The 12,686-nt window shown below is 66.6% G+C and carries 11 protein-coding genes and 2 pseudogenes; 4 read left to right on the forward strand and 9 right to left on the reverse strand.

The genetic code is table 11. The annotated features are described in order from the left end of the window. The first annotated feature begins 127 nt into the window (after positions 1-127). Positions 128-1,117: a glycosyltransferase family 2 protein gene (locus AS594_RS13555; RefSeq protein WP_069927286.1), complete on the forward strand. Its 990-nt coding sequence runs from the start codon at positions 128-130 to the stop codon at positions 1,115-1,117. After that, on the forward strand, positions 1,117-2,451 hold the full coding sequence (locus AS594_RS13560) for an alpha-2,8-polysialyltransferase family protein (protein ID WP_069927287.1): 1,335 nt from the start codon (positions 1,117-1,119) through the stop codon (positions 2,449-2,451). Before AS594_RS13555 ends, AS594_RS13560 begins: the two co-directional genes overlap by 1 nt. A gap of 104 nt (positions 2,452-2,555) precedes the next feature. On the opposite strand, the gene AS594_RS13565 is transcribed toward AS594_RS13560, so the two are convergent. From AS594_RS13565 to AS594_RS13575, 3 genes and pseudogenes are all read right to left on the reverse strand, one after another. Then, positions 2,556-4,886 carry a glycosyltransferase gene (locus AS594_RS13565; RefSeq protein WP_069927288.1) on the reverse strand — a complete coding sequence of 777 codons (2,331 nt, stop codon included), beginning with the start codon at positions 4,884-4,886 and terminating at the stop codon, positions 2,556-2,558. Continuing rightward, the gene (locus AS594_RS13570) at positions 4,883-6,400 is read right to left on the reverse strand and encodes a hypothetical protein (protein WP_167368018.1); all 1,518 of its coding nucleotides are present in this window, start codon (positions 6,398-6,400) and stop codon (positions 4,883-4,885) included. The genes AS594_RS13565 and AS594_RS13570 overlap by 4 nt, the downstream gene beginning before the upstream one ends. A gap of 159 nt (positions 6,401-6,559) precedes the next feature. Next, positions 6,560-6,694 (reverse strand): annotated as a pseudogene (locus AS594_RS13575) (leucine efflux protein LeuE); the annotation flags it as partial. Between the two features lie 344 nt (positions 6,695-7,038). Between AS594_RS13575 and AS594_RS47915 the strand changes: the two are divergent. Continuing rightward, a pseudogene (locus AS594_RS47915) lies at positions 7,039-7,863 on the forward strand (phage major capsid protein); the annotation flags it as partial. Positions 7,864-7,970: 107 nt separating this feature from the next. After that, the gene (locus tag AS594_RS47250; RefSeq protein ID WP_079148210.1) at positions 7,971-8,462 is read left to right on the forward strand and encodes a phage major capsid protein; all 492 of its coding nucleotides are present in this window, start codon (positions 7,971-7,973) and stop codon (positions 8,460-8,462) included. 337 nt (positions 8,463-8,799) lie between these two features. Here the strand turns inward: AS594_RS47250 and AS594_RS13585 are convergent, their stop codons facing one another. From AS594_RS13585 to leuE, 6 genes are all read right to left on the reverse strand, one after another. Next, positions 8,800-9,009 carry a DUF397 domain-containing protein gene (locus tag AS594_RS13585; protein WP_069927291.1) on the reverse strand — a complete coding sequence of 70 codons (210 nt, stop codon included), beginning with the start codon at positions 9,007-9,009 and terminating at the stop codon, positions 8,800-8,802. Positions 9,010-9,483: 474 nt separating this feature from the next. Continuing rightward, positions 9,484-9,726 carry a DUF7848 domain-containing protein gene (locus tag AS594_RS48380; RefSeq protein ID WP_079144625.1) on the reverse strand — a complete coding sequence of 81 codons (243 nt, stop codon included), beginning with the start codon at positions 9,724-9,726 and terminating at the stop codon, positions 9,484-9,486. Positions 9,727-10,006: 280 nt separating this feature from the next. Beyond that, entirely contained in the window at positions 10,007-10,837 is an 831-nt protein-coding gene (locus AS594_RS13590; RefSeq protein WP_079144623.1) for a helix-turn-helix domain-containing protein, read from the reverse strand. Next, positions 10,834-11,328, reverse strand: a complete 495-nt coding sequence (locus AS594_RS13595) for a DUF6879 family protein (RefSeq protein WP_240509004.1) — start codon at positions 11,326-11,328, stop codon at positions 10,834-10,836. The genes AS594_RS13590 and AS594_RS13595 overlap by 4 nt, the downstream gene beginning before the upstream one ends. Positions 11,329-11,341: 13 nt before the next feature. Further along, positions 11,342-11,539, reverse strand: a complete 198-nt coding sequence (locus AS594_RS41040) for a hypothetical protein (RefSeq protein ID WP_079144622.1) — start codon at positions 11,537-11,539, stop codon at positions 11,342-11,344. Between the two features lie 437 nt (positions 11,540-11,976). Continuing rightward, entirely contained in the window at positions 11,977-12,627 is a 651-nt protein-coding gene (gene leuE / locus AS594_RS13600; protein ID WP_069927293.1) for a leucine efflux protein LeuE, read from the reverse strand. Between the last annotated feature and the right edge of the window lie 59 nt (positions 12,628-12,686).

Below are 12,686 nucleotides of genomic sequence, written 5' to 3' on the forward strand. Positions count from 1 at the left end.
ACAGCACATCGACGATCGGCGTCGGCGCCCGGAAAGCAGGCAGGTTAACCATTCCGCCATTCTTCGTTCACCCGGCATCTTTCCGGGGGTCGCAACGAATGCCGTGGCACGCCCTAGCGTCGCGGAGGTGGTCAAGCTCTCTGTCGTCGTGCCGTTCTTCAACGTGCAGACATACGCCCCAGACACCCTTCGAAGTCTCCGCGCGAACGCGCGGGACGACTTCGAATTCATCCTCGTCGACGACTGTTCGACGGACGGAACGCCGGAGATCCTCCAGCGCGCCGAGCACGACCTTCCGGGGGCGGCCCTGGTCAGACACGAGACCAACGGCGGCCTGGCCACCGCCCGCAACACCGGTATCGACGCGGCGCGCGGCGAGTACCTGACCTTCCTGGACGGCGACGACTGGCTGGCCCCCGGTCACTACGCGCGCCTGCTCGCCGCCATGGAGGACCTGGGCTGCGACTTCGTGCGTACGGACCATGTGCAGTGCACCGGGCGTACGCGGACGGTGCACCGCGTCCCGCACGGAAGGCGCGGCGTCGTCATGTCGCCGCGCGACGCGATCCTGCCGGCCAGCCGCTCCACCTCCGTCGACTACGCGTTCGCGTGGGCCGGCATGTACCACCGCAGGCTCGTCGACCGGGGGCTGCTGCACTTCACCGACGGACTGCGCACGGCCGAGGACCGGCCCTGGATCTGGCGGCTGCACCGGGAGGCCGAGAGCTTCGCGGCGCTCGGCACGCTGGGCGTCTTCTACCGGCGGGGCGTCTCGTCCTCGCTGACGCAGATCGGTGACGTACGGCAGCTCGATTTCATCCGCGCTTTCGACCAGGTCGTCGAAGAAACGGCGAAGGACCCGGACGCGGACCGGCTGCTGCCGAAAGCGGTGCGCACGTACTGCGCCATCATTTCCCATCACCTGGGAAGCATCGAAAGGTTCGAACCGGCCGTGGCCCGGAAATTGCGGACGATGAGTACGGCGGCGCTCAGGCGGATGCCGCAGGACTTTCTCCGGGACGCGCTGGATTCCATGGACACGGAGCGTGCGGTACGGCTGCGGCGGCTGCGCCGCCGGCCCGCCGCCGCGTCCGCCGCGCCGGGGGTCGCTGCCTGATGCCCACCACGCAGATCTTCTTCGCCTCCACGCTGTACGGCGCGGCCACGCTCGCCGCCGCGATCGACAGCGACTGCTTCGCGCCGGCCGGCCGCCGCCTGCTCCTCGTCAGCAACAACGCGACGACGCCCGAGACGACGCCCGCCCTGGACGAGATGCCGGGCTTCGAGCGGCTGCGGGACCGTTTCGACGGCGTACTGTCCTGGAACGAGACCGTCGCGCCCTTCCACCCGGGCGCCTGGGCACCGCGCGTGGACGACATCCCGCTGTGGGAACGCCACCTGCGGCTGCTGTGGGGCCTCGGTGACGACACGGTGGAACTGGTCGTCGAATCCATCCAGGTCAATCCCGCGCTGGCGCTCACCCAGCTGTTCACGGACGCGCCCGTCGAGGTGTACGCCGACGGGCTGATGAGCTACGGCCCGACCCGCAACAAGCTCGACCCGCTGGTCGGTACGCGCGTACGGCGTCTGCTGCACCTGGACCTCGTGCCGGGGCTGACGCCGCTGCTGCTCGGGGAGTTCGACGTACCGCCGGAGCTCGTACCGAACGAGGCGTTCCTGAAGGTCCTGACCGAACTCGCCGACGCAGAGACGGAGTTGACACTCCCGGCCGACTCGGCGCTCCTCCTCGGCCAGTACCTGTCGGCGCTGGGCATCCTCACCGCCGAGGAGGAGGAGAATCTGCACGTCGCAATGGTGCGCGGCGCCGTCGAGCGCGGCCACCGGCGGATCATCTTCAAGCCCCACCCCACCGCCCCGGCCCGCTGGTCGCGCGTGCTGGAGCGCGAGGCGCGGGAGCTGGGCGTCGAACTGACCGTCCTGGACAGCCCCGTGCTGGCCGAAGTGCTGTACCAGCGGTTCCGTCCCGCGCTGGTGGTCGGGTGCTTCTCGACGGCGCTGATGACGGCGAGCACGTTCTACGGCATCCCGGTGGCCCGCACCGGGACCGACGTGCTGCTGGAACGCCTCTCGCCGTACCAGAACAGCAACCGCGTACCCGTCACGATCGTCGACGCGCTGGTCCCGGACCTGGCGCGGGACGGCACGGCGGCGGAACCGGACGACCTCGCGGGCCTCCTCCAGGCGGTCGGCTTCGCCATGCAGCCGCAGATCCGCTCCGACCTGCGCCCAGCGGCCGAACGCTTCCTGACGCGGCATCTGAACGGCCGCACCTGGCGTTACTTCAAGCGCCGCCGGCTGACCACGCTCGCCCTGCCGGGCGCGATCCCGCAGCAGTTCGCCTTCATCCCGCGCAACGCGACGCTGCGGCGCGTGGTCCGCAGGGCCCGGTCCCTCAAGAGGACCGCGCTCAAGAAGGCCGCGCCGAGGTGACGGCGGGTCTCGTACGACGGTGAGGGCGGGCCACCGCTGATCAGTGGCCCGCCCTCCTCTCGTACGTACGGGTCCGGACGTACAGGTGTCCGGGTTGTCCGGGGTCAGCCGGCCGGGCGGCCCAGGATCACCCGCAGGTCGGCCGCGTTCGCCTCGGTGACCTTCCACAGCTCCTGCTGACGGCCGTGCACGTCAGCCACCGACGCCGCGTGGTCGTCCAGCAGCCCCAGCGCGCGCTCGGTGAGCACCGCCCCGAGGTTCTTGTCGTGGACCGAGATACCCCACTCGGGCCGGTCGATGTCGGCCAGGAAGTACGCCATCTTCGGGTGCGAGATCAGGCTGATGATCGGCGTGCCGCAGCCGAACGGGATCATCCCCGCGTGGCCGCGCATCCCGATCACCAGCTTGGTGCGGGCGTACGTGTCCCTGATCGCGTCGTTGTCGAAGTCGTACATCGGGATGACCGGCAGCGACACCCCGTGCTCGCGCCGCAGATCGAACGCGATCTTCTCGTCGTCCAGCGAGTGCGCCACGCACTTCACCTCGGCGTGCGCGCCGAGCGCCCGCACGGCCTTCGCCATCTCGGCGAGGAAGTGACCGTAGTCGTGCCCGAAGCGCAGACCCGCCCGGTCGTACGCCGCGTTGACCAGCACGGTGTTCTCACGGTGCCGCGGGTCGGTCCAGCCGTCCACCAGCCGGCGGGTGACGGTCGTCGGGCAGGGCTGGAAGCGCACCTTGTCGTGCAGCTCGGCGGGGAGCAGCGACCGTACCTTCTCGATCGAGCCGTGGTTGCGGAGCCCGAAGAAGGACGCGCGCTCGACGAGGGCGCGCAGGGCGGTGTTGAAGCGCCCGGCCCGGTAGGACTGGCCGTCGAAGGCGTTGAACCCGACGGCGTACACCATGACGGGTACGTCGACGCGGTTCAGCAGCGCGTCGGGGACGTTCCACTGCCAGGCGCTGTTGCCGTTCGGCGCGGTGTCCGGGATGAACAGTCCGCCGCCGCCGATGACCAGGCCCCGCCGGGCGTTGACGCGCTCCAGGGCCGCCTCGTCGAAGAGCCGGTGCGCGTGGACGGAGTGCCACTTCCGGGGACCGGTGTCGGCGTCGAAGGTCAGCCGCACGGTCTCCGGCAGCAGCTTGTCCCCCGCGTTGCCCTGCCGCTCCATGTAGAAGGCGACGTGCGCGAGCTGCTCTTCGGCGACGCCCTCCTCCTGGGCCGGCGGGTTCTCCGTACGCAGGCGCATCAGCCGGTTCGCCCGGTGGGTCGGGTCGACCCGCAGCCCGTCCAGCGCGTACCGCTGCGCCGCCTCGTCGTCGCCGTGGACCCAGGCGATCTGGGCGAGCCTGCCGAAGGCGGTGGCGGCCCGGTTCGGGGCGGCCGTCGCGAGCAGCAGCTGCGCCCTGGCCTCGTCGTAGCGCGACACGCTCATCAGCGCGTGGCCCAGGACCTCGTGCGGCCAGGCGGAGTCCAGCGGGATGCGTACGCTCCCGAGCAGGTCCACCGCTTCCTGGTACTCCCCCGCCGCGATGTGGGCCGCGGCGACCTTGCGGGCGCTCTCCACGTCCCCGGTGCGCCGGACGTGCGGGGTGCCGAAGTGCACGAGCAGGTCGTGGTGCGCGCCCTTGGACTGCGCCAGGAAGGCGGCGTGGAACTGCGCGTCGGACAACTCGAACTCGCGCCAGCGCTCCTCCGCCTTCCCGTACCCCGCCTCACCGCCCTGCCAGGGCTTGTGCCGCCCCGTGAAGTGCAGGATCGCCGTGTCGTCCGGTACGGGCAGGTCGCCGGACAGCCGCCGCTTGACGAAGTTGTAGCGGGCGTCGAGCTGGACGAAGTCCCCGTCGAGCACGGCGTTGAGGATGCCCTGGTCGTGCTTGTCGAGTTCGTACGCGCCGCTGCGTCCGGTGGCGTCGATCCGCGCGCAGAACTCGTCGCTCAGGTATTCGCGCTGGATGACGAGCAGACCACTGTTGAGCTTGTGCTGCCCGTAGAAGAACTGCGGTACGGCCGCGAGCCCCTCGCGCAGTTTCAGCAGCTCGCCGAGGTCGCCGAGGACCACCATGTCGGTGTCCAGGGTGATCACGGTGTCGTAGTCGCGGATGCGGAAGACGTCGAGGATGAAGTACGCCTTGCGGACCAGGTAGTTGTCCTGGTCGCCCTTCGCGTACGCGTCGTAGCGCGCGGCGTCGACGCGCCGCAGCTCGACGCGCGGGTGCAGCGCCCGGATGCGGGCCACGGAGGAGGGCTTCAGGTCGTCGTGCAGGACGATGAAGTCCTCGCACACGCCCGGATTGGACAGGGCGAGACTGCGCAGCAGGGCGAGGAAGCCGGGCAGGTAGTTCTCGTCGACGAAGCTGGCGAAGGCGATGCGGCGCTTGCCGGTGAGCGCGTTGGCGGGGCCGGCGGCCGGGGCCGTCGCCGTGGTGGTGGATGTCATCGCAGGGAGATCCTCATGTCACTGACGCTCTGGGCGCGTTCCATGACCCACGCCTTTTCGCTGGTGTATTCGTGCACGGAGGTGATGGGCATCCGCATCGCCTCCTGGAGGCGGTAGGCGCCGCTCTCGTAGAAGTCGAAGCCGATGAGGTCGAGCGTCGGGCTGACGTCGAGGAAGTCCAGCAGCCAGAGCATGTTGAAGCCGCTGGTGGGGATGGACGACCACACCTCCGTGCCGACCCTGCCGATGTTGCGCAGCGGCCAGCGCAGCGACTCGTCGCCGAGGTACTTCTGGGCGCCCGGCACGAGCCGGTTGCGCAGCGAGTGCTTCCAGTCGCCGGAGACACCGCCGAAGACGAGGCGGGTCATGACCGGCCGGTCCCAGTTGAAGCCGTGCTTGTGGATGGTGGCGTGGATGTCGGTGCGGCTGCCGGTGGCGACCGCGTCGATCTTGTACGAGTTGAAGCGGACGACGAGGTCGTACGCGTCGATCTCCGCTCCCAGCGTGCCGCGCCCGACGCGCTGGGAGTTGGCTATCAGGCAGATGGACTTGCCCGCGATCTGGTTGCGGAACTCGCCGAGGGTGATCCAGTCGACGCCGCCGAAGGTGGGGTCGGCGACCGGTCCGCGCATCCGGTTCCTGCGCTGCTCGGCGTAGAGCGTGATCAGCTCGCGCAGCTCCGCGGCCTCGCCGCCGTTCGCCGCGACCCGCAGTTCGAGGTACTGGCTCACCGCCGCCTGGATGTCCTGCACCGGGCTGCCGCCGCGCTCCATCGCGAGCAGCGCGCCGATCAGGCGCGGTTCTGCCTGCTCCCGGCTGCCGCGCGCGTGCAGTGCGAGGCCCTCGGCCCAGATGTCGGTGGGGTGTCCGGCGGTGTACGCCGCTGCCCCCGGGCACTGGCGCTCCAGCAGCCGCAGCAGCTCGTGCTGCCGCCGCCCGCCCTCCCGCATCCCGGCGATCCTGGGCGCCACTCCGAAGCCGTCGTCGTCGGTCAGCGCGAGGTAGCGCTCGTACGCCTCGACGGTGGCGGCCTCGTCGCCGATGGCCTCCAGTGTGCGGGCGCGCAGCCGCCAGCCGGCCCGGGAGTTCCTGCGCCCGGTCAGCACGGTGTCGCTGATGAGCAGGGCCAGCCTCAGCTCGTCGTCGTAATCGCACTCCAGGGCCTTGCTGCCGACCGCCAGCAGTGCGTCGAGCAGCTCTCCGCCCAGCGCGTCGGCGGCGCCCGCCGGGGCTTTGGCGGCCCGCCGGATCAGGGCCGTGGCACCGGAGGCGGCCGGCGCGGGGGCCGGTTCCACCGCCATGGCCTGCGTGACGAGCAACTGCCGCAGCGTCTCGGCGAGTTCGTTGCGACGGCGGTCGAGTCCGGCGACGAGCTTGCCGCTGTGCACGGCGCACGCGCGCAGGCACTCGTCCAGTCCGGTGGGGCTGATCCCGTTGATCCCGTTGCCGTCCGGCGCCCCGGTGGGGTTCTCACCGTCGCGTGGTCTCGGCCATCGGTTGCGGGCCTTCGTCATGATGCTCCAAGGTCTTTCCGCCCCGCTGACAGGTTGCGGGTCCGCGACACGTTAGGAACCCAGCACGACCCCCGGGTGAACTCCCCTCGTCCGCCCGGAGAACTACCTGCCGCGCACCGCGACGCCTGCCCGTACGGACGGCCCGGAGCGGTCGGACGCTCAGACGCCGCTGAGCGACAGCTTCGCCGCGAACCCCAGGAACAGCACTCCCGCCGCCGAGGTCGCGCCTGCCGACAGCCGCCTGCGGCGGCGGAAGGCGGCGGCCAGGTGCGTGCCGCCGAAGATCAGGGCGGTGGTAGTGCTGCGCCCGAGAGCGCGGCTTCCTGGTCCATGGGTCAATCCATGCCCTGTCCTGCCAGGAAGTCGCGCTCTTCTTTGAGCGCTCCGAGGGATAACTGATGAAACCCGTAACTCTTACTTGCTACGTCTGCGAGCGCACTTAGGAACGGCCGTACGGCCCCGGTAGACCGCTGCTGTATTGCGACGCGTCCTGTCGACGTTTGGCCCGACAGGGCCGCACGCAGGCTGCTTATGTCACCCGTGCTGAAGCTCGGCGGCTCAACGCCGCAGCATAGCCACCCAATCAACCAATCGAGTCGCCCTCCGACTTAGCCGAGGTGGGCGACTTTTTTGTGCCCATGCTCAGAGGAGAAAAAGTGAAGCCCGAACTGTGCAAGGTGTTTGATGCTGCCGAGAGCCGCACTGACGGACTGGCGGCCAATGAGGTTGCATTCATCATCAAGAATGCTGGCGATAAGCGAGAGAGTGTCCTGTCGGTTATTAACCAGGCTAAGGCAAGCACGCCCGAAGGGCGCGATGCGCTTCGGACTGTATTTGAGGGAGATCGGTCGAACGTTGGCGGTGAACTTCGCGCACAGGTAGATCGCATATCTGCGAATCACGAGGTCCGCAATCTTGAGAAGAGTCTTCGCGAAAAGACTGGCTCTTACCGCTTTGACTCCGCTCGTGGCCTGCTCGCGCAGCGTGCCGAGCTTGTTAATGAGCTGCGAGATCTCGCCGGTAATGTGAGCCTTTCCATCCCGGAACGGCGGCAGCGATTCCAGATTATCGAGTCGCAGATTCACGCGCTGGTACAAGACGCGCGGGATGAGATGGCCGACGGTGACCGCGAGACTGAAGTTCGCTCTATCACCTCGAAGCAGAAGGGGTTGTTTACTGTCCGGCAGCAGGACAGCCGAGAAGATGATTCGTGGCGCAGTCTTCTTCCCTCCGGTGAGGAATATCGAACTCTGGTTGCGGAAAACGCTCCGGGCACCGGTGGTTACGCCGTCCCCGATAAGGTCGCCAGTGAATACGTTGACCACCTGCGCGCGGCGTCCGTTCTTCTGCGAGCCTCGATCAATGTGCATCCATTCGACGGCGGCAGCTTCATGCTGCCGAACCTGACGGGTTCTGGTTCCTCCACCGTTGTTGCGGAGGGTGCGGCGATTCCAGAGAACTCGGCCACCTTCGGCCCTCTCGCTTTTGAGCCGATCAAGTATGCCGACCTTTACAAGGCGAGCGGCCTTCCCCATGAGGGAGTTGATCGGGTCCGTCATGGTGAAGAACGTTGCCTCAAGGTGGACTTCGATGCATTCCAGGGCACGGGAACAGGGTCTTCAAGGGGCTTATCAGCCTTGGCGCGACCACGAACCTTCCCGCTGGGGCTACCGCAAACCGCTGGGACGACGTGCACGATGCCTACGCCGCTATTGAGGCGGCGGGTGCGACTCCGGGTGTTATCTTCGCTTCCCCGGATCAGGCCAAGGCGTTGCGAAAGGCCCGCGAGAACGGAACTTCGGGGGCGTACCTTGCCGGCACGGTGACCGATCCTGCGGCAGTGCGTGGCCTCGGCCTGCCTATCCACGTGAGTGCGAATATTCCGGCTCGCCACGTGATTGTGGCCGATCCCTCGCGAATTCACATGGGCGCGCGCTCGGAAGTCCGGGTTGCCATGTCGGAGCACATGGAATTCGATAAGGATGTGTCGGTCTACCGGATCGCGGGACTGGCAATCGCCGAGACTGCTTCAGTGCAGATCCTCAAGGCAGCCGCCAGCTAGCAGAGAACCAACCAGAATTTCAGGGCACCCAGCCGGCGGCTGGGTGCCCCTCATTTTTTACGCCCGGAAACTGGCAACCGCTCGGAGCCAGACAGGGAAGCCCCTGCCATCCACCACGGGGGCAGTGAACGACAGGGGCGGTACTGGGCTTGCCGTTCAGTGTTCTCGCCGTAGGACCGGTGCTCGGGTCGAAGCGTTGCGCCACCACCACAAGCCCCGGCACGCTGGCAGAGAGAGGCCGAAGAACGCCCCGCACCGCGCGCACCATGGCAACCCGTTCTCGGGGTCTGTAGGGCACTCAGCAGCGCAGCGCGGGCACGTCTTCACGGGACCTCTCTTAGGCGATTACGTCGAACTCTCCGGCCTTCACGCCGTCCGTGAGCCTCGCCCACTGTGCGGACGTCATGGTGACGATGGTGTCGGGTCGCTCGCTGTCCCGCAACGCCACCACTCCCGGCACGTTCAGTGCCACCTCAGGGCAGTTGTCCACACGGGCGTCACGGCATGCCGCCGCCGTGACGAACTCGAATTCGGGCCGTTGGGTCATGGTGTCAATTCCCTTCGCCGTGCTGCGGGGAAACGGTCTCCGCGCCGTCGTGCAACCCGCCCCGGCCGCTCGACCTGTCCAGGGTTTCCACCACCGGGGCGGGAGCTGATCCCAAACGTCCACCCCTAGATCAACCTGGGGGCGTCTTTGGGAAGATCAGAAGGGAGCGGCCGTGTCTCTTCCGGGTGGCCGTAGTTCTTGTGCGCTCGCATCGCTTCCGTGGTTCTCATGGCCTCGGTGCGATTTCCGGAACGGGTGGCCCTCCGCACCTGCTTACGCAGTGATGCGCATTGAACGCATGAAGCAGGGTCCACTTGACCGCTTCGCGGTGCAACCAAGTTCAGTAACTCCTGAACAGACATGGCTACTTACTCCCTTAAAGCTTGCCGGTCGCGGCAAGGGTGATGATCGCGCCGCAGGATGCGGCGACCAAGAGAATGAAGGACAGCCAAGCCATATGGCCGAAAAAGCGCCTCACCATGCTTCGCGGGATTCGTCGCGCACGACGAAGGCGAACGACGTACAGACTCGGCGGAATGACCGGTGATTGCTCCGGGCTGTGTGGCTCATACATTCCACGTCGACCGCCGCCGTGTCCGCGGAGGGCGACGCTTCCCAAGCACAGTTCAGGCACTGCGCTTCGTAGGTGACATCCGTGTCCGGGTGTTGAGTGATGCGGTGCAAGACGTGCCGGTACGCGGCTCGAATGGCACCCATCACTTCCGCCCCGTGCGGCGGTGGCTTCCCGTTTTCGGGTGAGCGGCCAGTTCCACGTTCGCATCCGTCGCCGCCGAGAAATCCCCACGTTCTAGTGCCTCTGCGCGCTGTGTATCCAGCGCGGCGCAGACGCGGCACCCCTTGAACGGCCGAGGCGGATCGGCAGGGAGCGGCAGGTACACGGCTTCTGCCATTGTCGTGCTCGTCTCGCTCATTGCTGAGTGCCTCCCTGAAGCGGGTCCCTGTGGCAAGCAATGGTTCCGTGGCGAGTGGACTCCGCCTAGCCTGTTTCCTGTTCCCGCAAGAATCCGTCACGGATGCTGGCCAGGGTGGCGCGCATATCCTCGCCCGCGAGCGCCGTTGCGGCAAAGCGCTCGAACTTACGGACGTACAGGGATACGTCTTGGGGGTCGGTGACGACAATCTCTGCGTGGATGGTCTCAACAGTGACTGTTCTGTCGTCCCGGATAACAAAGGCGTGGTTGGCTATGTCTTGTTGCTGTGCAGCCAGGGGAACGACGCGGATATCAATGTTGGGCAGCCGTGACAGAGACGCGAGTCGGTCTATCTGTTCCGCCATCCTGGTAGCTGATACGATTCGCCAGCGCAGTACGGACTCCGTGATAACGAAGCAGAGTTCCTTGGTCGAGTCGTAGAGGGCCTGTTGTCGCTCTATTCTCGCGCTGATGGTGCGCGTGAGAACGTCCTCGCCAAGGTCATGCCGGGAAAGGATTGCCCGGATGTATTCGGGTGTCTGGAGAAGGCCAGGAACCAAGGCCGGCTGAAAAAGCCGCAGACTCCTCATCTGCGCCTCTAGCGCCCTCGTCTGCTGCTGAGCCTTGTGCACCCCGATTCGTCGGACGAGACGCCAAGCCGTTGCCTCTGTTGCTGCCGCTCTGGCCGCTTCCAGGTACTCAGCTTTGACCTCATTCGAAACACCGATGGCTGTAAGAATGCCCTCAGCGTCTACGACGGACGGGGCGAGCTTGCCCGTTTCAATCTTGCTTAGCTTGCTTGCGGACATGACAGCACTGCGGGCGACGGATTTAGCTTCCTTCCCGGATGCCAGTCGAAGCGCCCGCAGTGCGGCCCCTAGTTCTGCTCTGTTCACTCGCCCCCGTGCTTTGCCCACCATTTCGGGAACGGCACGGAGTGAGCCATGGCCGTATCTCGGTACGCGACGAACTCGCCTGCCCGGTCTTCGCTCAGAACTTCCTGATCCGCGAAGGCTCCCGATTCGTCGTAGTGCATGACGACTGGAGTCTCATCCATCAGCCAAAAGTCAGGAACCCCTTCTAGGGGGTTCGGTTGTTCGGTGGTGTCGAGAATGAAGAACTCCTCGCCGCCCATCATGTTCTTCTGATAGCCCCAGCCCAACTCGAACCGCAGGTAGGGAGTGAGAGGCCGCGAGAGAACATGAACGCGATAGACGCGCTTGCCCTTGCTTGTGTGGGAACGGAGTTCTGACACCCAGCCTTCGTTGTAGTCGGCCGGCTGAGACTCCCTGGCGAGGAACGTTCGATAGGCGTCGACGTTCCCCGATTTGCTGTAGTCATCCAAGGTCTCTAGCCGGAACGCCTCTCGCTCGAAGGTGTCGAACAATTCGCCGAGAGACTTAGTTGCCACGAAGACCCTTCCGGATAAGATCAATTACAAGCTGTTCCGGGATTTCTACAATGGTTTCGTGTGCTGGAATTTCTAGGCCGTGGTCGTTCGGAGTCTCCCCCTGCACTAGCAGCGTGCCCCTGTCGGTCGCGTAGATCGTCGGGCAATCCTTGAGGTCGCAGGTGCTCACAAGCTTGGTGACCTTCACGGGGTTCCCTCCCTGGCCTGCTCCGTCATGTCCCGGTCGATGCTTCCGACCAACCGCCCTGAGGCGCAAGGGGTGAGAGTTTCCAAGACAGGAAACCGGGTCGGCCACGCCCCGATGCGGTGGTCTGCCCGGGACCGCGCAACGCTCAACACAGGGGATAGCGGGGGCGCATGGAGGCGGGACCTAGAGGGTTGGCAAAGTCCCTGAATCTCTCAGGACGTCTCAGGGGTACTCACGGCCTTCACGGTGAGTAGCCGCCGCTTCCGCCTGCTGGGCGTACTGACCAAAGCAGAGAACGGGGTGACCTTGGGGGGCTCCTGGGACTCCTTCGGGGACCTCTTAGGCAGGCCGAGAGCTCCTAGTGCCTCACGCTGCTCCTGGAGGCTCATGCGGGCGAACAGGGCCGCAGCATCGTCAAGGTGAGACACGCCAGCCCCCTACGCGCTTGCCAGAGACAGCTTGACGGCGAACCCCAGGAAGAGCGCCCCGGCCGCCGAGGTGGCTCCTGCGCTGAGCGTCCTCCGACGACGGAACGCAGCAGCAAGACGGGACCCGCCAAAGATGAGCGCAGACAGGTACAACACGCTTGCCACCTGGGCGAGTACGCCTAGAGTCACGAACCCCACGACCGGGTTGGACTCTGACACGAACTGCACGAAGAAGGAGATGAAGAAGAGGATCGCCTTGGGGTTCAGCAGGCTGATCACGAAGGCACGGCGGAACGGGCGCTCGGCGGCCGGCGCCGCGTCGGCCTCCGGGGCGCCGGCGTCCGTCAGTTCGTGGCGGCTGCGCCACATCGACCACGCCGCCCGCATCATCCCGATCGCCAGCCAGGTCAGGTAACCGGCGCCGGCGTACTTGACGATCCCGAAGAGCAGCGCGTTCGCCTGGAGCAGCGAGGCGACGCCCGCCGCGGACAGCACCATCAGGACCGCGTCGCCGCACCACACGCCCGCGGCGGCCGTGTAGCCCGTGCGTATGCCGCGTCGCGCGGCGACGGACAGGACGTAGAGGGAGTTCGGACCCGGCAGAAGAATGATCAGGACGAGCCCGACGAGGTAGGTCGGCAGATCGGTTACACCCAGCATGGGCGGAGTGTCGCATGTACGTACGACACTCCGCCTCCGCGTTTCACATGCCAGGCGCG

This window comes from Streptomyces agglomeratus, assembly GCF_001746415.1.
Classification (GTDB): Bacteria; Actinomycetota; Actinomycetes; order Streptomycetales; family Streptomycetaceae; genus Streptomyces; species Streptomyces agglomeratus.

Excerpts from the sequence above, each read along its gene's own strand:
- AS594_RS13585 (WP_069927291.1), bottom strand. The coding sequence starts at position 9,009 with ATGACCCAACGGCCCGAATTCGAGTTCGTCACGGCGGCGGCATGCCGT.
- AS594_RS13565 (WP_069927288.1), bottom strand. The coding sequence starts at position 4,886 with ATGACATCCACCACCACGGCGACGGCCCCGGCCGCCGGCCCCGCCAAC.
- AS594_RS48380 (WP_079144625.1), bottom strand. The coding sequence starts at position 9,726 with ATGGGTGCCATTCGAGCCGCGTACCGGCACGTCTTGCACCGCATCACT.
- leuE (WP_069927293.1), bottom strand. The coding sequence starts at position 12,627 with ATGCTGGGTGTAACCGATCTGCCGACCTACCTCGTCGGGCTCGTCCTG.
- AS594_RS13570 (WP_167368018.1), bottom strand. The coding sequence starts at position 6,400 with ATGACGAAGGCCCGCAACCGATGGCCGAGACCACGCGACGGTGAGAAC.
- AS594_RS13560 (WP_069927287.1), top strand. The coding sequence starts at position 1,117 with ATGCCCACCACGCAGATCTTCTTCGCCTCCACGCTGTACGGCGCGGCC.